Consider the following 17,704-nt stretch of genomic DNA (forward strand, 5'->3'; position numbering starts at 1 on the left):
GTGGGTTTGAAATCAACTGAGCACGCATAAGCATTGCGTAACCAGGGATAATTTATGCCCCATCCATGCCCCATTAAGCCAATTCCTCGATAATAACGATCCCATTCTGACCATCAGCACCAGGATTCACCGGCCTTGAAGGACCGTTGGAACATCCAGACGCGCCGCCGCCATAACCACCGCCATTATTAGCCGGATTGTTTATGGCCGGAATGGAGCCCCCTACGCCAAGTTGACTATTTGCACCACGCGACGCGATTGCATATTCAGTTGAAATAGCTGATGCACATTCAGAGCCCGGCCCACTTATCCCGACAATATTCCATCCGGTAGGGCTGTTCGAGTTTGTGTTCGCCACTGGCTGAAATGGAGGATTAGCCGGACCTGCAGGCAGGCCCGCTTTGCCGCCGGGAGCGGAAATCAGTGTTCCTACGGAGCTGGTCCCGCCATCTTCCCCATAAAGAGAGGATGCAGTCCCACCTTTCCCGCCCTGACCGATAGTGATCATTACTGAGGTTAATGCGGATACGTCATAAATTCCCTCGGCGTATGCGCCAGCCCCGCCGCCATTGCTTATCGAAACCTGACCAGCACCGGTCGCTGGCGCAGCAGAGCTACCGCCACCGGCCCCCAAAATTCTAATCTTCCATTTTGTTGCGCCAGGTGTTTTTGTGAACGAGCCGGTACTCATAACAACGCGCGGAGCTCCCATAAGGCGACCATTAATCGTGCCATCTGACGAGCCGAGATTTAATAGCGCCTGTCTTACTGCTTCACTTCCTTCATCTGCTATTTCAGAAAAATTATTAGAAATCTGCAGGCAGGAAAGGAAAGACCCCGCGGTCAACATATTTGCCACAATATCATTCGTTGACCAGACTCTTGCCGTGGTCCCTTCCTGACCTCGCTGCACGGTCATAACGTCACCTGATACCGAAGTGACGTGCATTATTTCCGTAATTGATTTGGTTGCGGCATCAACAATGGTTAATTTGAAATAGCTTTGACCCGATACGGGTTGAGGAAATAATCCACCTGTACCGCTACTCACTGTAATAACAGTCGCAGACGCGCTAATTCCTGACGCGAGGACGCTTTTAGCATTGTTATTTGCCAGTAATCTCAGAGCCATGAATCCTCCAAAAATAAAAAAGCCGCAATTGTGCGGCCTTTAATTAGTTTATGACGGGGTTTATATAGTGGGGCAATCATCCTGCCTCAGGTCGTTGATAGCGAATGTAGCGACCCCCAACACTTCAACATCTTCCAGCGCCTCACCTTCGATGCTCTCGCCTTCGGCTGTGATAAAAGAGCTGCCCATCAATTTTGCAAACTGCAGTTCGCCAGCCAGGCGGATAAGAAGGACGCTTCCTTGCGTCACCTTCAGCGATAAATCGAGAACGACATAGCCGCGGTCTGTCTCTATAACCTGAGAGTTAGCGCTGATGTTGCACGCAGCCGTGACAGTAAGCCTCTGCTCTATGTAATCAGCAGCAGGAGAAGGAAAATAGCTGGCAGTCATTACATCACCCTCCCCATGTTGCGGAGAATCCACAGCCTGTTTTCTGTGTGATCCGGCGTTTTGTCAGCAAAGCACGACTGATAGCGCTCTATCCAGCGATTTGCCTCGGACTCTGAGAAGTGGATGCCGCGCTGCTGCAGCGAAGACACGAAATCCCTGGTGTGCAGGTACTGGTAGCCCTTCGAGTTGCGAAGAATCGATTCACGAAAGGCGTTGTTGATGTCTGATTGTCTGAGCATGCTACGTCCTCACAAATACTGTTTATATATACAGTATAAACACAGCCAAATCAGAGTGTGAAGATCAATTTCTACGAAATCCATAGAGTAATGATAGGAAACGGTTTTAACAATTGATCGTTTTAAACGATCGAATTCTTAAAATTGATCTATGAAACCAATTTGATATGAATTGTTAATGCCCTCAGCATAGGGGCAACCATCCCTAACCGCCCAGCGCAACTATATGAAACATAAAACACTAGTGCGATTAGCTGCGCTCGTATCCTTTTTGTCTATAACGACTGGATTCACAAAATGGCCTGATGTCATGTTCATATCCAGTTGCGTGATGCTCATCATTTGGCTGCAGGCTGAATGGAGTTGGTGGCACCAGAAGTAGTGCGCATGATTCAACGGCTGTCAGTTTTCATGGCAGCCGTTGCGCTTCTCTAAACGCTTACACCTCGCGCGGCCATAATGCTTGAAATGATCCCCATATAGTTCATGGCATCAGTTGCACTAAGTATTTCATTGTATGCACAGAAAAATCCTACAGTACCAATGCCACCAGTTGATACAGGGGAACTGATGTCAGCAGGAATGCCATTTATATACAATGGAATGGATGATTTTGCGCGGGATGTAATGGCGGACTGGGTAACAGTTCCACTTTTAGTGATCCTCTGCGCCTGGCTGGCGGATACCGTAATTGCCTGAACAGTCCAGGCACCAAGAAAGTTGCCGCCAACAGTCACACTTGCTGGTGAAGACAGTCCGGTGGATACGTAAAGGGCTGTCGTAGCATCCTGCTTTGAAAGAGATATGCCGCTAAACGGGACTGAAGCGGGCGTTCTGTTACCCAGCCCCAATTGATTTGTTCCCACTACAGACAGATTCCAGCAATAAATCAGTGTCATGTCGTCCACTTCAGCGACATTCGTATTAAGAAATGTTGAAGCATCAACAGCCGCACCCTGGCTATTGAAGGTGCCAGAAAATTCGAGCGATGATTTACCGCTAATATCTCTCAATGACTGCATATCAAAAACAGCCAGTGATGATGGCCTTATGAGCTGCATTGCTGGCTCGATAAAAGGGAGTTCGTCGTTGTCAATAATCGTATCCAGGATAATGCGCATCTTATATCTCCGTCAATTTTATGAGTGCAATTTGAGCAACTGAGCAAGGTGCTGCTGCCGCTTTAATTTTTACCGTCAGTTGCGTCACCCCGGATGGAACAGTAAATTCGTAACTAAAATAAGAAAACTCAGTTATATTCGTCTTCCAGTTCCTGATTCCTGCGAGATTAGTTGTTGATGATGAACTTCCAGAAAGGACATAGCAGTCAAACTGACTACCAGTTTTGACAAAAAAGCCAAATAGCATTTTCTGCCCAGCAGTGGCACTTACCGTGAGATATGCCTCCTGGCTGGCAAGGTTCCAGACGCTCCCCTTAACTGCTGAATCTGTCGTTATCGTTGCAGTTCCGGCTGTGGTGATTGTCCAGTCTGAAGGGTTTGTTCCGTCATTAGTCAGAAACAGGGCGTTGGTAATGAGGTTTTGCGTTAACCCTGCCGCTAACTGCTCATCAGCTCTTGGTGGCCATACTGGCGCAATCCAGTCCGACAGTGCGTCAGCCAGCGCTTGGCCCATCGCTTTAGCCCCAGCACCGTTAGGGTGTGAAAAATCCTGGTTATAACCAGAGAGCCAGTCACCGGTCAATGGGTCGACGGTATAACGATGGAGGTCTACAAGTGGCGTAGAATATTTGTTTGCATATGCTCGCAACCAGGCATTTAGTTTGTGTTCCGCAACGCGCTGTGTATTGTTATTGCTATTTCCCTGAGCTGACATCGTACAAATAACCGGAATAATCCCGGCCTGACGCAATTGCAGAAAAATACTTTTGAATGCAGGGATAGTTACAGTATCCAGATTAATCCCCTGCACTATGTCGTTACGCCCACACATGACTACGCAGAATGTCGGATTCGCGGCAATAGCGTTGGGAAGATGAGTATTTTTAACCTGGGTTACTGTGTAGCCTCCTGTTGCTGAAACACCAGTCAGCATTATCTTACCGTTAGTAAATAATGAAGCCCATTCATGCCATGACTGATCGTTTAAACATGGCGCATAGGACGTACCACTGGCATTTGCTCCCGACCAGGAAACCCCATACGCCGTTATTGAATCGCCTATAGCAAAAATATCTCCATTAAGTGGACCTCGGTGGTTATGTAATGGCTCGCCAAGGTAAACAGGTCGACCATTTTCGTGAGACCAGTACCATAGAACTCGCCCCTGCTGATCGACAACCGGGAATGCATAACCGTTATCTGAATGAGCTATCAACTTATCGGGGGTTACTGAACCAGCGCTGATACTATCTGATGACATGCTATCTACTGAAATGGAAGATACGCCAGACAGTGATTTTGTGACGATACCTCCAGGAGCATTAACAGCCCCATCATTATCAACAAATAAAGGCGTCTTTCCTACTTTATCGACTACCTCAAGTGGATAAACAGACTCTTTCTGAGTCTGTAAGCCTCCAGTTCTGGCGTTAGTTTCATCTATCTTCTCATCAATAACATCAACAGATTCTTGCGATGGCATCTTCCTGCCGGTGGCTGTTAGTGTGCCGCCTGTATTCATTACCTCAATAGCAAGCGCGCTGTCATCTGGGCTGCGGTAATACGTGGTCGTCCCATCAGGAATATTAGCGATATCTGCTTGCGCCGCCGCTAACGTCATGTACTGGCGACTGAGGGGGATTAGGTTCTGCCGAGTTTCTTCAACGACTTTATCCCCTTCCGCCTTAATACCGTCGACGGTGTAATGTTCACCGCCGAGGCGATCTATATATTTCTGCTCTGTACTGGTGACAACCTTATCCAGCATGGCGCCGGCATAAACTGCGTCCCGGATATCCGTACTGGGCACCTGGTTGTCGGTTGGAGTTGGTAACGGTACTTCTGCCATTGTGCATGTCGCCCTATAAAAGGCGCACGAAGCCCTCAGAATTGAATCTGATGGTGTGCGCTAAGGTTGGTGATTACTGCTGCGTGTTACGGATAAATCGAGTCGGAATACTCAGTCAGGGAAAGTGTTTGAGTATCGTCACCGTTGGGTTTAGCACTATCAACGCGCCATATTGTGGAGTTCAGTTCCGAGTCGGTAGCGATGAAATACCGGCTGGGGTTTTGCACCGTACTGCGGTCATATATGTTCAAATCGAAGGTATCGGCTGCAGCCTGAAATGCCTTGGCCTTGCCGCTTACCGGATAGGCTCGCCAGCGGCCGCGATAATTTCCCAGACTATCGGTCATCACCGCCCACATATCGCCGAGAGAAAAATCGATACGCTCTGACGTCGAGAACACATCGCCAGTACGACCTGTGATGTAGCCGGTCTGCTGCGCGTTGTCGTACAGGTCCGGACACTGAACCACCGTACCTCGCACTACCTGCGTTTCCTCCAGCACTTTCACCGTCATGGTCAGGCGTGAGTAGAGGATTTTTCTCGCCTCAAGCCAGGCCCGGTCAGTCGCTTGAGCAGGATTGCGGCAACCATCCAGACTGATCTGCATCGCGTTAACCGTGGCATCCTCTACCTCGGTGATGCCGCTGCTGTCGATCTGCAGGTAGATGTACGCTTTCTTGTTCGTCAATGGGTCAACGTAATCCAGCGCTACGCCGTCATAACCGCCGGGGAGAGACATTTGCCAGGCGACTTTGTACTCGTCCCAGAACATGTTTGAGCGCGCAAAAACCGCATCCGGATTTGTCACTTTCTCATCGCGCCAGAACGTCAGCACATCGCCAATATTATTGCCATCAACGCGGGCCACATTGGCGATCGTCGCTATGCGCTCACCCAACGGCTGTTTCTCATCCGAGAAGGTGTAATCGAAATACCCAAGCTGAGCCTCTGAGAGAGAATCAGCGATTGCGTAGAGTGCGACTACATCCAGGCTTGTTACGTCCTGCTTACCGACAACCACCCACTCATGCAGGATAGCGTCGGCAAACGAACGACTCGGCCGCAGCGTGTAATCGACCGCGCCGGTCGTCCGGTCGTAGCTAATGGTATGCCGCTGCGCCAGCATGTTGTACTTCTGCTCGCGGTTTGAGTTGCTGTCGTTCGGCCCCTTTATCGTGATGCGGGCAATCGTGTCTTCCGGATAAACGACGTTTTCCCGCACGTTCACCGCGTGGATCGCCATCAGCGTCACGACGTTGGCATCGTTGCTGTTGTCGAGTCGCTCGATTGTCACCGCATAACGCCCCGCCCCGGCAGCCGGAGTGAATTTATGCGTTGTCCGGAAATATCGGGTCGTCACCTGGAAATCGTTATCGAAGAAATAATCGTGTTGCTCGGATGTGCCCGGCACCTGATTGTTATCGTCATCGACCTGCCAGAACTTAATCCTGTACTGCGTTGTGCCGGCGGTCGCGCCGAGTTGAACCAGCACATGCACCCAGACCTGCGTCGAGACGATCGGCGACACTGAAGGCCCGATAACCAGCGGGGTCTGGTCATTCAGCGTGAACAGCGTCGGGTTGATGACTGCATTGCCCGGCAGAGACGTAATTTCTCCCGAGAGTTCGCCGATATAAAACGTCGTGTACGAAAGCGTGTCGTCGCCAATAAAGCTCTCAGAGGAGATGATATTCCCGGCGCCGGTGACGTTCCGTGTGACGCTTGTGCCACCGTCGTTCCAGGTGGCGTTGATGACGAATGACACAGGATGCGGTACCGCCAGCGCAGCGAAGTAGGCAAAGTTGTCATCGTTCGACAGCACGACAGCCTTTAACTGATTACTCTCGATTGCCACCGATGTCGGCGCCGTCGTGGTGGCGGTCTGGGCCGGGAAGTCCTGGCTTTCGTTCAGGCCGGGGACTGTCTCGTTATCGACGTCATCGAATTGATAGCCGACTTCAATCGTGCCGATCACATCACCCGGGTTATAAATCGCAGAACTCGCTCCCGCCAGGCTGCCGAGATTCGATTCTGAGTAGCGGATCGAGGAAATGGTGTACCGCCCGTAACCAACCTCAAACCATTCTGTAAGCTGCTTGTTATTGTCGACGAACTCAAACAGCGCTTCCTGAATCAAATCGGGAAACACGCGGCACTGGCCGTAAATGTTTGGGCGCCCCTTGTAGAGCCGCGCGCGGTTCGTCTGGCCGGTTAAGTCGTTGTTAGGGGATTCGCCTGTAGCCACCGATACCGAAGCGCTGGGTTTGTTTGACAGGCCGAATACCTTCAGCGCACCGGACAGAATTTTTGATACCGGACGCAATATTGTGGTGACCAGTTTTCCGACTCCGCCCTCCGGCTGGTCGAACACCGCCACGACGTCACCAGCACTCAGTGGCCGACTGATATCGTAGTCGTCCGGCAGCGCGCGGCCATTCAGTTTAACGACCACATCTCGGTGCAACTGAAGAGAATCCAGGAGGCTCATCAGAGTGGTGCCGGCATCTACCGTTCCCCGCTGCAGCGGCGCGCCGGGCAGTCGCTGCAATTCATATCGAACCATGCACCATGTACTCCACTTTGCTGTAAACCTTCAGTAATGCCAGCGGGCTGTCGCAGCGTACGAAGCCGAATTCGCCGCGGGCATGCAGGCACTTAACCGGACTGGTCATCACACCGATATGCGCCGGCACGTCGCCGCGGTAAAAAACGGCGATGCATCCGGTGGCCGCCACCGGCACAATCCGCCAGTGGGCGTGCTCCTGTTCGTAGCAGGTGATGAAATCCGCGCCCGATTCGTAACCAGCGATGTGATGTAACTCCAGGCCAAGCACATGGCGGTAATAGAGAACCACTAGGCCCCAGCAGTCCATCTGCTCAAAACTGCTGGCGCGGTTAGCCCAGGGCTTGCCGTTAACAAGCCCGATAAATTCATCTTGCGTCATACGGTGATCAGCCCTGGATAGTCTTTCGTGGTGTAGATTATGGAGTTGGCCAGCGTCAGCGGATTGGTCTTTCCGGCGGTCACGGTGACGTTACTGGCGTCGGCGGAAATGTCGTTCACGTAAAGCGTCCAGTCTTTCAGCGATGATGCGTCACCGATCGCATTCCACTGCTGATACAGGCACTTTATCGGCGTCATGCGCGCCGCCCCGCGCCAGCTTTTCAGTGTCTGCCGGACATGCTCAGTCGCGGCGACAAAAGTGATCGTCATGGATATGACCGCCGTTCCGTCCTGCGCCGGCTCGGTCACGCTGAATCGCGCTGGCTCGAACGAGTTTCCGCCAAACGTCGCCTGCCTGAACAGGTTATTGACTACCCGGTAATAACCAAAGGCCGGATGGTAAAATTCCACCGTCTGTTTGATATCGCTCGCCGGCCTGCGCTCTTTCCACTCTCGTAAAGTCGGCATTAATCAGCCCTCGGCATAACAGCAGTAACCAGGTAATCCAGCCAGTAGCCGTAGTTCTCTGGCGCCTCGACGATCCAGTCGTCGTAGTCCTCGGTGATGTCCTCGATACCGTTACAGATGACGCTGGCGGTCCAGGTGACGATATTGCCGTTCTTGCTGGTCTGTACCGGCATGCTGATGAAATGCAGCGTCTGCAGCTGCACGCCCTGCGTATCGCCGAGATCAATCCGCATCTGGAACCAGTTACGGCCACGGTCGCAGTACGTCGGTGAGCGGAGCCACGACTTAAATCGCTCGGCCTGCTGCAGCGTGAATTTCCACTGCAGCGACCATGTCGCCTTAAGGTCCGTGGTGATCGGGGTGATTATCAATGGACCGACTGCCGTCTGCGTCGTCTGCCAGGCTGTATCCTGCGTCATGTTCTGATCTGCGCGCTGAGGAAGCGGCAGCATATCCGGGTATGAAACTGTTGCCACGTTTCCTCCGGGCATAAAAAAAGCCGCGGCTGCGGCACTGATCGAATATCAGGATGTTGCTAAATGTGTACCACTGTTACTGTGTGTTTTTCACACAGAGAAAGGATGGGGTATATGTCAGAGAAATTCAGAGTCAAACTCTCCTGCCCTGATTGCGGCAGTGAGCAATTCATATTTAGCGCCGAACCGCACACCATAGACAATGTCGAGTCCTGTGCATCCTGCGGAAGGGCTATCAGCAAAAACGATGTCTTTCGCCACGGCAAGGATTTCCTCGTAGATACGCTCAGGGACAGACTGAAGGGAACCAAATTTAAGCTCAAGTAAGGAGATTAGGCTATCAAGTTGCGATTGAGCCTCGCTGGTGTCGACCGATATGGATGCCAGCAATTTTTTATCTTCCATTTATCTACTCCATTAAAAAACCCGCCGGAGCGGGTTTGGTTTAGTAAGCGCCGTTAGCTTTTACAGAAAGCCCGAACCTGTCTTTGATGCCAGATGTCATCGGGCCGCCACGGTCAAGATCATTTAAGAACGCATCAACCGTCACCACATTACCTTCCTGCATAGCCTGCGCCTCAAATGAATGCTGCCCGCCTGTCGTCTGGTCATAGAACTGGAAGTTGATTTCTATTGGCTTCGACGATTGCGAACCTGTTGAATCGCTGCTGCCGCTGCTCTGGCTTTGATATTCACTACCCGTCGAGGGCTTCTTGATACGTGGCATACCGCCAGTAACGTCTTTGTTGCTAAACACAGTGCCGTTATCGCCAGGTATCATGAATAATCCCTTACGGGTCTGCATGAACTCAGGTAAATCTCCCTCACCTACTGGGTAAACATTTCCTGCAGTAACCGGACCTCCGTTCTTACGGCCGCCAGCAACGTTACCCAGAGCCATTGATGTTGCCAGCCCAGAACCATAGGCAACAGCACCGACCTTGGCAGCAGCTCCGCCAGTTGCCACTGATGCAGCGTAAGCTGCTGGAGTCCATGCGTTTGTCAGCAGCGCTGCCTGTATCAACCCATTTGCAGTGGATGCAGCCCCGATTGTCTGCCCGATGATAAAGTTTTTCAGCATCTCCACACCTACCTGGACGATGCTGTTAATCACACTGTTCAGAATGGTGTTGCTGAGGGAACTCATAGCCTCCTGTGCTGACATTGTGCCGGTTAGTAGCCCAGTAATGGCGTTTGATGCATTCCCGCTAAAGGCATCCACCGCACTCGTCAGCATGTTATAGCCGAGGCTTTGCTGGCTGAGGATTTCCCATTGAGCTGCGGTCCTCTGCTGCTCGTACTGCGTGTCGGCTGCGTTTTTGAGGGCCAGCGCGTTCTGATGGGCCAAAACGCCCTGCTGCTCAAACTGCTGAATCAGCGCCAGCTCCTGCGCGTGCTGGTTGGCCAACTGCTGCACCGGGTCAACTTCGGCAAGTGCCTGCTGGGTTGGGTTAACCACCTTCTGCGAGCGTATTTTGGCAAGGTTGGCCTGGTGCTGAGCCTCTAACTGCTCACTGGTTTGGTCATATTGCTGCTGGGTTATCCTTTTCCCATCAAGAGCAGTTTTAAGATCCTTCATATCCTGCTGATAAGAGGCGTTCTCTCTTGTTTCAGGGAGGAGCTTTTGTGCAGCGGCCTGGGCTTTAAGGGCGTTCGCCGTATCCCATGCAGCCGCCGCATCACGTTCAACTTGAGCAACCTGTTGTGGTGTGGCGTTCGTTAACTTCTGTTTTGCTGCCAGTATTGCCTGTTCGCGCGAGAGTTCGCTTGTCGAATCGGCGGCCAATTTCGCTTTCTGGCTGTACTCTTCAACAACTTTTGCATTTCTCTCTGCCTGACTCTCACCTTTCTTCTGCTCCGCTGTCAGCTTCTTATGCGAATCGAGATTGGTGTAAGTCGCGGCAGCATCATCCATCATTCGCTTGGTGTGCGGATCGTCTTTCGAGAATCCCGCGTCCTCAGCTGCATATTGAGCCGCTAATTTTGCCCTTGCGGCACCTTGTAGTTTAGAGAGCGCCAGATTCCTCTCGGACTGCTGAATTAAGCTTTTTTGCCCGGCGGTTAGGTTATCAGTGGACTTCTTCAACATTTCAAAGTTAAAGGCCGCCTGAGATGCTCCGGTGGAAAGGTCTACTATCTTGTTGTAAAGCTCTACTAACTCCGGCTTGGCGTTTTTTGATGACGAAATCATATCGCCAATTCTTAACGCTAAAGTCTGCAGAGCCTGAGGTGATGGGTTATCGCTTAGATCGGCGAGTTGCTTAGTAAGACCAAACGCCGCCTCTTCAGAAATACCCAATCTAGAGGCTACGGCACCGACAGTATTGCCGATGCTATTGGCTGTTGCCGAGAACGCCTGTCCCGCGCCATACGCCTGATTCATCGCAGATTTGTAATCATCTGTCGTGATATTTAGCGACTTAAGCCGATCGTTGAATCCGTCAATTGATGCATAACCACCACCAAAAGCTGAAATAGCTTTATCGCCAAATGAAAGGAAGGAGTCAGCGGCATCACCGATGGCTTTAGGTATCTTTGAAATTGCCTGATTGTATTCAATCGCAGCCTGATTTCTGAGTAATGTTGCAGCGGTAGCATTCACTCTAGCAAGGTTTGCGTATTTGTCTGAAAGTGCAGCGATACCCTGAGTAGAAATAGAGATAACATCATTCATCCTCTCGGCGGCATCTTTAAGCGCATCCATTGCACTTTTGCCACCATTAAGAGAAGAAATTAAAGTCCCTGCAACAACAGTTCCAAGCGCGATTAGCGCCCCGACGATAGCACCACCCGGCCCGAATGCCCCAGCCAGCTGCGACCCTTGCTGACTAAATGCTACCAATGCAGATTGACCACCTTGGACCTGAACGATGAAGTCCTGGATCTGATAACCTGCCTGCTGAACGCCTCCCTTCAACCCTGAAGACATCACTTTCGAGGTAGCATTAAGTTGCGTATCAAGCTTTTTGAATTGCCCTGATGTTTTTTGTGCATTATCGCCAATGTTATCTAGGGCTTTATTCGCCTGCTGCTGACCAGTAAGCAATTTTGCAACATCGGCCTCAATCTCAATGTATACTCCGCCAAGATTTTCACCTTCAGCCATACCTTTCTCCGGGCAATAAAAAACCCCGCCGGAGCGAGGTTTGTGTTGTCTACGAAAGTTTCGTAATTATTTGCCAATTACGTACTCTGCATTAGCCGCAGCTTCTGGACTCAATTTTTAATTGTTGATCCAGTAACTTCAACATATTGCGACCGCTCTCGCTCTTATCAGATAAGAAAGCAGGCTCTTTTGATTTCTTAATGAAAACATGCCCTGCATCACCATCTGTATAAACGAACCGACCTCCAATTTTACTTATATCGGTATGTCCCGAGACAATACCACAGACAGCGTTTGAGTTTTCATTCCTGAAAACCTTTATCTCTGAGAAATCCAGTCCTAACAATGGGTTGAAATTACTGTCACAAATAATGACAGCAGATCCACTTCTGGCTTTACCGCTAGCCTCAAGTAATCGCCATCTTTCGCAGTCTCCCGGCTTATACTTCTGAGATAGCTCTTTTCTTACTGCCTCTTTTGCATCATTAATGATCTGAGTATCAGATTTTGCATAACAAAAGTGTGACAAGAAAAGTAGCCCGATAATGATTAGCCGCCTCACATCGCTACCCCGCGCTCTTTATGAATAGACTTCTCATTCATCATTTCTATAACGCGCAGACCGAAATCGGTTAGCGTGTATGGGCGCGAGAAGAGGTTAATCATCTGTGATAAATGCTTGTGCGGGTCCTTCAAAACAGGATCATCAGGATGCTTTCTCGCATTGGTATGAGCCACCCCAACCAACCCGAAGACCAGATTTTCAAAAACAACGGTCTTGGTAACTCCGTCATAAGTCACCGTGTCGCCGCCGGTTGTTTCTTTTAGGTGCCGTAAATATGCCCTGGCGATTTCTTCACCCAGGCGCTGTAACTGTTCTTGTTCGCTCATATCCCTATCCCCATCAGTAAATGATGCGGCAATCGTAGCAGAGGGGAAGCGATACGACAAAACCCGCCGCAGCGCTACTTAGTAACCAACGCGATGAACAAAGGCACCAGTATTGCCGATACCAAAAGGCCAACCAGCCACTTCTGATTTTCGTCCATTTTGTCAACAATCCTATTTTCCATGGATTTAATATCGGCCCCTATACCACCAAGCTCCGCGGGCTCGCCTGGGGTTGAACTCTCTTGTTTTTCACCTACATCCACAATGCCGTTTATTTTATTATTCATTTTTTCACCATCTAGCGGTAACGACAAAACCCGCAGTTAAGCGGGTTTGGAAGCCAAAGCACTAATTAATGCTTCGGGTTAAAACAGTTTGCGAAGGTCAACATCATTCACCGCTTTCCAGGCTTCTGCCGGCCAAGACTTAACGGTGCCATACGTTTCATCTGGAACGTCCTTCGGTACCATTCCATTTGCGGCGCACCATTTTTTCATAGGCCAGTGGCTAAAAGGCTTTCCTGTAGCGCGCTGCACAGCCTTGATAGTCGCATGCTTTTTACACTCGCCAAGTTTCGCTGCTAGTGCGTTAGCTTTGCGCTTTTCCGCAGACGCTGTAGCCATCGCGGTAGCTTCCCTTTTCTCTGAAATCCATAGCTTTTCCTTTACAGCTCTATCACGCTGCTCAGCAATAATGCGATTCTCTTTCACCTTCAACAGAAGATCTTCGAGAGCTGCTTCGTAGGTCAATGGGACGCCAAAAGATTGGCCTGGTCTGAAATATGAATCCTCCAATCGCTCGAAGAATGACCAAGCTTCATCGGTATCGACAATCTTAGACATGCGGGCGGCGCCCTTCTCGGTCCATAAAACAACAGAGCGGGCTTTGCTCGAAATTTGTGCGTGACTATTAGTCACTCGCAAATCCTTCAACTCTTGGCCTTTGATGGTGAAGATGTGAATGCCCTCAATGAAGCGGCTGGCGTTGCGCGAAAGGTTTTTTCTAATGTTAGCCTCATCCGAACCATAACCTGCGGCCAGCGTTTCAGTCGTAACAACACGCAAACCCTTCCATTCAATCACCGGCAACGGCTGGGGATCGACATTTGGTTCATGAACTGCTAAATTAAATGAAGTCATTGGTTGGACCCTTATGACAGATTTATGGATAGCCGGTAGCTCGTAACTACCGGCTTTTCTTTGTGCATCATTGCAACATTTCCCGACGCAGGTGAGGCAATACCCTGCTCCAGTTATCATCCTTCCATGGGTGAAATTCGATATGCGCTGTCTCGCGCTTAATGATCTCCTTGGCCTTGTTGATTGTCCGTGGCAACTCCTGGCCGATCGTGTGAAAGTGCCCGGCCTGTCGATGCTCGGCTACCTTAAGTAATGGAGTAACGCTCTCACAGGCTGTCAGCATGATGTCACTCGCTCGCCACAGCCAGGCAAGGGATGAAAGTTCATCGTCAGTAAACTGCTTCGCAATCGGCGAATGCGCCACTTCCCGATCCAGAACATCCAGCACCCAGCGGCGGAACTCTTTCGCCTTATCGGTAGTGGCAAACATCGCGATTAGATGGCAACCACGTAGAGAGAACACACGGACCGATTTTTCACGTAAGTTATTGTTTATTCCGTTGGTCATCATTTTGATGACCATTGACATGCTGCTTGTGAACTCATCTGAATTTCGGGAATAAATGTTCGTTACACTCTTTGGCGATGCATATCCGAGCGCTTTCGCGATATCTGTCGATGTCAGCCAAATACCATCCGAAACAGGAGCTGGCACCAATGTGACATTGTGGAAACTTAGCTCTTTGTTCTGTACACTGTTCATGTCGATATTTCCTTCGCGGTTATTTTCGATAGAAGCCCGGTTAGTGTTAGCGCACTTCCGGGCTTCGCTGTTTTTACTGACCATTCACGCGCTCCTCACGCAGGCTTTTTGCTAAGCGCTGCACAATCGCCGAATTAATCGAAATCCCGTCCATCTCAGCTAAGCGCCGGATATCCTCCTTCATTCGCTCAGGCAGGCGTAGCTGGAAGCTATCATTTTTACGGCCGGTATAGAGTACGTCTTGCATCTACTATCTCCTTCTATGGTGTCAACTTGGTTCTACAACCAATTTAGCACCATTTAAAACAATGTCAAGTTGGTGCTATTGTTTGTCGTCAAAATTGCAAATTTGAGGACTTATGAGCAGATTCCCTAGCCAAGAAATGGACAGGTTTAACGTAAGGCTGCCCTCAGGAATGCGTGAAGCAATAGCTGAACGCGCTAAGGCTAACGGCAGGTCAATGAACTCAGAGATCGTTCAGATACTTCAAGAAGCGCTTGATACCGATAAGGCTATTTCTGAAAGCGATCTGGTTGACTTCGACTCAACTCAGGCTGCTTTTAATGCAACCTCTACGCCTGAAGAAAAAGAGATATTCTTAAACGCTCTTGCGAAAAAAGATCCGTTCACAGCAGAAATCCTGCGCGAAGGTGAAGAGCACGCAAGAAGACTTGCAGCAATACTTGGTAGGCGTATGGGATACCTGGATCACGAAAAGTAAAATCCCCAACTAATTGTTAAAGAGCGGCTGCTGGAGCCATTAAAGCGCCTGCCGTCGCTCATGTAAATAGGTCATAAATTTCATCCATTTACGCTAAGTTATCTATCATTAACTATGATGAGATGTGATTAACTATGGTGAACCTGGATGAGTGAAAAAAAATTTTTCAATAGCACGAATTGCTAATTCCTTGATTGCTTATTTGCCTGTCTTTCCATCATCGTCTGCCAGCGGCGCTCGTCTTCGTCCATGACCGTGTCGTACTCTTCGCGCGTGAAGCCGTTCTGATTTGGGTATTTGGCGTTAATCATCATTGCGAACTCTGTCATCGTGAGGTTCTCAGCCTCTTCCCGGCTTATGCCGAAATGGTTACGGGCCGCCATGATGTAGTCGGCTGCGCGGAATTCTGCGGTTGTCTCGTTCGTTTCGTAACGCTGCAGCTTGCGCACCTTCGCTTTGCCGACGATGCCGTGCACCATCAGGTTTTGCGCGACGATGACCATATTCTCCGGCGGCATGCTGCCCGGGCGCCAGACAAAGCCACGCTTGCGTGATTTCCCCGGCTTCATCCATCCAACCAAATCGCCGATATCATCGTCACAACATGCTGTCAGTACCGTGTGAGCAGCCATGATCGCTTTGCGTGACAGGAGCCCGCTTTGCATAAACCGCAGGACGCAATCAGGAATTCGGCTGTACTCATCGCGGATATAGGCCTCAGATACGCGCCGCACGAATGGCGTCGCCTCATCATTGCACAGGTCATAGAACGCCTGAACAATCTCCTCCGGCTCTCCAATGCGTGCCATGTTGCGAAACGACGGCCGGAAAAAGAATTCCCGATCACCGGTACCGATAACGCATTCGCCTAATTCTTTAATCGGGGTCATAGTCGCTCCATAAACAGTATCAAGGGCGCAGAACGCCCTTTGTACTATTCACGACGTGGTTAGCTGATCGTGACCGTGCACGCCACCGAGGTGATTTTGACCGGTGTCGCTGAGGAATCGGTGACCTCACAGGTATAAACCCCGGCGTCACCAGATACGGCGCTCGCTTTGTTAAACGTAGCCGTGGTTTGACCGCTGACGACGGAACCGTCTTTTTTCCACACGTAGGTGTATGGAGACGTGCCGCCTTCAACGACCACCTGCATGTTAAGAGCGGAGCCAGTAGCAATGGATTTAGTCGCCGTCAGGTTCGTGGTGAATGCCAGCGCCGGCGGAGCGACTTCAAATACGACGGTGTCCGCGTCGGCAACTTTCCACTCACCGGAGAAGGTCGAGATGTCGGAAGTACCGAAGTCACCAGACCATGAAGTGGTGCTGAAATACCCCATGATGTAGGTGCCGGCGTCTTCGCCAGTAAAGTCGAAGCGAACCCAGATCGTCGGCTGGCGGCCAGCCTGCACTTCATCGAAAATATATTTCGAGATAGCGATGGCGCCGATTTCAGTCGTTTTATCTTTTTTGCGGAACTCACCTTCCCCGGAGATGGTGAGATCCATGTTGTTGACCAGGTTCTCAACCAATCCTTTCGTATCGTCAGCCTCAGAGGTGACGGTATTCATGGAGTAGTCGAAACCTTTCGTGGTTAACGCCCCCAGGCGTTTCCATTCAGAAAGCGCAGGGACCGTATCCGCACAGCCCATAGCCATGCGGAGCACGGCCGCCTTCCCAATCAGCTTGCCGGTATCATTAGCGCAGCCTTGCATGTATGCCTCTCAATTAAAAAAGGCCGCCATATGGCAGCCTGATGGGGGATTCTGGCGATTATTCGCCGTATGTGCAGGAGATGAGCAGCCTGGTAACTAGCCTGCCCTCTTCGGTTGGTATAGCCGCCGGGACATTGCCGACAAGCCGCAACGCGCCGACGCAGTCATCAGCACCAGATTGCGCACTGACGTATTCAACGATGGCATTCACCGCGGCGTCAGCAGCATCTGGATTAGTTTTCGAGGAAACAACGTCGACCATCACATACCAGTCGCCGCCGAGGTCGTAGATGATGTCGGTGCCGCCGGAAGGCCGGAACACGATGAACTGATCGGCTGCCTTCCCGGTATCGCGCCATTGCCGCCATTGCACCTTAAAGTCCGCCGTCAGGCCTTCAGCCAGAAACAGGTCTTTAAGGCGCATGTACATGGGAGGTGTCATAGCGAAAGCTCCTTTTTAACCGCCGCATCAATCTGGCTGCGGGTGTCCTCGAAGCCCTTCGTTAAGAACTCTTTCTGCGCAGTCGCGCGCCGGAAGTTTTGCTTCACTTCAGGGTCGTGAACAAACACCGCATAAGACGCCGTGTAGCCAACGCGCCCGGTAACCCGCACGCCGTTCGCGGTGATTTCCCGGAACTGGCTATTGATAAGCGTCGACGTGTCGATCGGGGTGTAGAGCGCCGCTTGTGCGCTACCGATGAGCATCGCCGACTGCAACGCGCGCACTACTTTACGCCCCTGCACGTCCTTAATGATGCGGTCGAGATTGGCCTTAGCCTGTCGGATGCCGCGTACTTTAGCGCCCATAA

At 50.8% G+C, this 17,704-nt stretch carries 22 protein-coding genes; 2 read left to right on the forward strand and 20 right to left on the reverse strand.

Translation table 11 applies throughout. The features are described 5' to 3' along the window. Positions 1–73: 73 nt before the first annotated feature. The 9 genes from BWI76_RS15500 to BWI76_RS15540 all read right to left on the reverse strand — a co-directional run bounded on the left by BWI76_RS15500 (position 74) and on the right by BWI76_RS15540 (position 8,620). Positions 74–1,132, reverse strand: coding sequence for a hypothetical protein (locus BWI76_RS15500; RefSeq protein WP_074168744.1), 1,059 nt, complete (start codon positions 1,130–1,132; stop codon positions 74–76). 60 nt (positions 1,133–1,192) lie between these two features. Continuing rightward, positions 1,193–1,522 (reverse strand): hypothetical protein, encoded by a 330-nt coding sequence (locus tag BWI76_RS15505; protein WP_004133780.1) that lies wholly within the window; start codon positions 1,520–1,522, stop codon positions 1,193–1,195. Further along, positions 1,522–1,761, reverse strand: coding sequence for a hypothetical protein (locus BWI76_RS15510; protein ID WP_004133778.1), 240 nt, complete (start codon positions 1,759–1,761; stop codon positions 1,522–1,524). The genes BWI76_RS15505 and BWI76_RS15510 overlap by 1 nt, the downstream gene beginning before the upstream one ends. A 431-nt stretch (positions 1,762–2,192) precedes the next feature. After that, positions 2,193–2,882 carry a hypothetical protein gene (locus BWI76_RS15515; protein WP_004136259.1) on the reverse strand — a complete coding sequence of 230 codons (690 nt, stop codon included), beginning with the start codon at positions 2,880–2,882 and terminating at the stop codon, positions 2,193–2,195. 1 nt (position 2,883) lies between these two features. Then, positions 2,884–4,731 (reverse strand): SGNH/GDSL hydrolase family protein, encoded by a 1,848-nt coding sequence (locus BWI76_RS15520; protein WP_004136257.1) that lies wholly within the window; start codon positions 4,729–4,731, stop codon positions 2,884–2,886. Positions 4,732–4,817: 86 nt separating this feature from the next. Then, positions 4,818–7,295 carry a MoaD/ThiS family protein gene (locus BWI76_RS15525; protein ID WP_004136248.1) on the reverse strand — a complete coding sequence of 826 codons (2,478 nt, stop codon included), beginning with the start codon at positions 7,293–7,295 and terminating at the stop codon, positions 4,818–4,820. Continuing rightward, a complete protein-coding gene (locus tag BWI76_RS15530) occupies positions 7,282–7,677 on the reverse strand; it encodes an NlpC/P60 family protein (RefSeq protein ID WP_004136246.1) in 396 nt (131 codons plus the stop codon). The genes BWI76_RS15525 and BWI76_RS15530 overlap by 14 nt, the downstream gene beginning before the upstream one ends. After that, entirely contained in the window at positions 7,674–8,144 is a 471-nt protein-coding gene (locus BWI76_RS15535; RefSeq protein ID WP_004136244.1) for a hypothetical protein, read from the reverse strand. The genes BWI76_RS15530 and BWI76_RS15535 overlap by 4 nt, the downstream gene beginning before the upstream one ends. Continuing rightward, positions 8,144–8,620: a hypothetical protein gene (locus BWI76_RS15540; protein ID WP_064371782.1), complete on the reverse strand. Its 477-nt coding sequence runs from the start codon at positions 8,618–8,620 to the stop codon at positions 8,144–8,146. Before BWI76_RS15540 ends, BWI76_RS15535 begins: the two co-directional genes overlap by 1 nt. A 114-nt stretch (positions 8,621–8,734) precedes the next feature. Here BWI76_RS15540 and BWI76_RS28785 point away from each other — a divergent pair, with 114 nt between their 5' ends. Further along, positions 8,735–8,947 (forward strand): ECs_2282 family putative zinc-binding protein, encoded by a 213-nt coding sequence (locus BWI76_RS28785; protein WP_411816196.1) that lies wholly within the window; start codon positions 8,735–8,737, stop codon positions 8,945–8,947. A 118-nt stretch (positions 8,948–9,065) separates the two neighbouring features. Here BWI76_RS28785 and BWI76_RS15550 read toward each other — a convergent pair whose 3' ends face one another. The 7 genes from BWI76_RS15550 to BWI76_RS15580 all read right to left on the reverse strand — a co-directional run bounded on the left by BWI76_RS15550 (position 9,066) and on the right by BWI76_RS15580 (position 14,706). After that, on the reverse strand, positions 9,066–11,726 hold the full coding sequence (locus tag BWI76_RS15550) for a hypothetical protein (RefSeq protein ID WP_004136238.1): 2,661 nt from the start codon (positions 11,724–11,726) through the stop codon (positions 9,066–9,068). Between the two features lie 91 nt (positions 11,727–11,817). Further along, entirely contained in the window at positions 11,818–12,288 is a 471-nt protein-coding gene (locus tag BWI76_RS15555) for a hypothetical protein (RefSeq protein ID WP_004136236.1), read from the reverse strand. Further along, positions 12,285–12,617: a hypothetical protein gene (locus tag BWI76_RS15560; RefSeq protein WP_004136234.1), complete on the reverse strand. Its 333-nt coding sequence runs from the start codon at positions 12,615–12,617 to the stop codon at positions 12,285–12,287. Before BWI76_RS15560 ends, BWI76_RS15555 begins: the two co-directional genes overlap by 4 nt. Before the next feature lie 74 nt (positions 12,618–12,691). After that, positions 12,692–12,904, reverse strand: a complete 213-nt coding sequence (locus tag BWI76_RS15565; protein ID WP_004136232.1) for a hypothetical protein — start codon at positions 12,902–12,904, stop codon at positions 12,692–12,694. Positions 12,905–12,982: 78 nt separating this feature from the next. Further along, positions 12,983–13,756 (reverse strand): ORF6N domain-containing protein, encoded by a 774-nt coding sequence (locus BWI76_RS15570; RefSeq protein WP_004136230.1) that lies wholly within the window; start codon positions 13,754–13,756, stop codon positions 12,983–12,985. Positions 13,757–13,823: 67 nt separating this feature from the next. After that, positions 13,824–14,543 carry a P22AR C-terminal domain-containing protein gene (locus BWI76_RS15575; RefSeq protein WP_004136228.1) on the reverse strand — a complete coding sequence of 240 codons (720 nt, stop codon included), beginning with the start codon at positions 14,541–14,543 and terminating at the stop codon, positions 13,824–13,826. Continuing rightward, positions 14,533–14,706, reverse strand: coding sequence for an Arc family DNA-binding protein (locus BWI76_RS15580; protein WP_004136225.1), 174 nt, complete (start codon positions 14,704–14,706; stop codon positions 14,533–14,535). The genes BWI76_RS15575 and BWI76_RS15580 overlap by 11 nt, the downstream gene beginning before the upstream one ends. Positions 14,707–14,818: 112 nt before the next feature. Between BWI76_RS15580 and BWI76_RS15585 the strand changes: the two genes are divergently transcribed. After that, positions 14,819–15,181, forward strand: coding sequence for an Arc family DNA-binding protein (locus tag BWI76_RS15585; protein WP_064371783.1), 363 nt, complete (start codon positions 14,819–14,821; stop codon positions 15,179–15,181). Positions 15,182–15,363: 182 nt separating this feature from the next. Here the strand turns inward: BWI76_RS15585 and BWI76_RS15590 are convergent, their stop codons facing one another. Genes BWI76_RS15590 through BWI76_RS15605 form a run of 4 tightly spaced genes read right to left on the reverse strand, consistent with a single transcriptional unit; the run spans position 15,364 to position 17,702 of the window. Beyond that, the gene (locus BWI76_RS15590; RefSeq protein WP_004136221.1) at positions 15,364–16,071 is read right to left on the reverse strand and encodes a DUF6246 family protein; all 708 of its coding nucleotides are present in this window, start codon (positions 16,069–16,071) and stop codon (positions 15,364–15,366) included. 59 nt (positions 16,072–16,130) lie between these two features. Next, positions 16,131–16,895: an immunoglobulin domain-containing protein gene (locus BWI76_RS15595; RefSeq protein WP_004136219.1), complete on the reverse strand. Its 765-nt coding sequence runs from the start codon at positions 16,893–16,895 to the stop codon at positions 16,131–16,133. 58 nt (positions 16,896–16,953) lie between these two features. After that, positions 16,954–17,337, reverse strand: coding sequence for a hypothetical protein (locus tag BWI76_RS15600; RefSeq protein WP_004136217.1), 384 nt, complete (start codon positions 17,335–17,337; stop codon positions 16,954–16,956). Beyond that, positions 17,334–17,702 (reverse strand): hypothetical protein, encoded by a 369-nt coding sequence (locus tag BWI76_RS15605; protein ID WP_004136216.1) that lies wholly within the window; start codon positions 17,700–17,702, stop codon positions 17,334–17,336. Before BWI76_RS15605 ends, BWI76_RS15600 begins: the two co-directional genes overlap by 4 nt. Positions 17,703–17,704 lie beyond the last annotated feature (2 nt).

The organism is Klebsiella sp. M5al, assembly GCF_002090195.1.
Taxonomy (GTDB): domain Bacteria; phylum Pseudomonadota; class Gammaproteobacteria; order Enterobacterales; family Enterobacteriaceae; genus Klebsiella; species Klebsiella grimontii.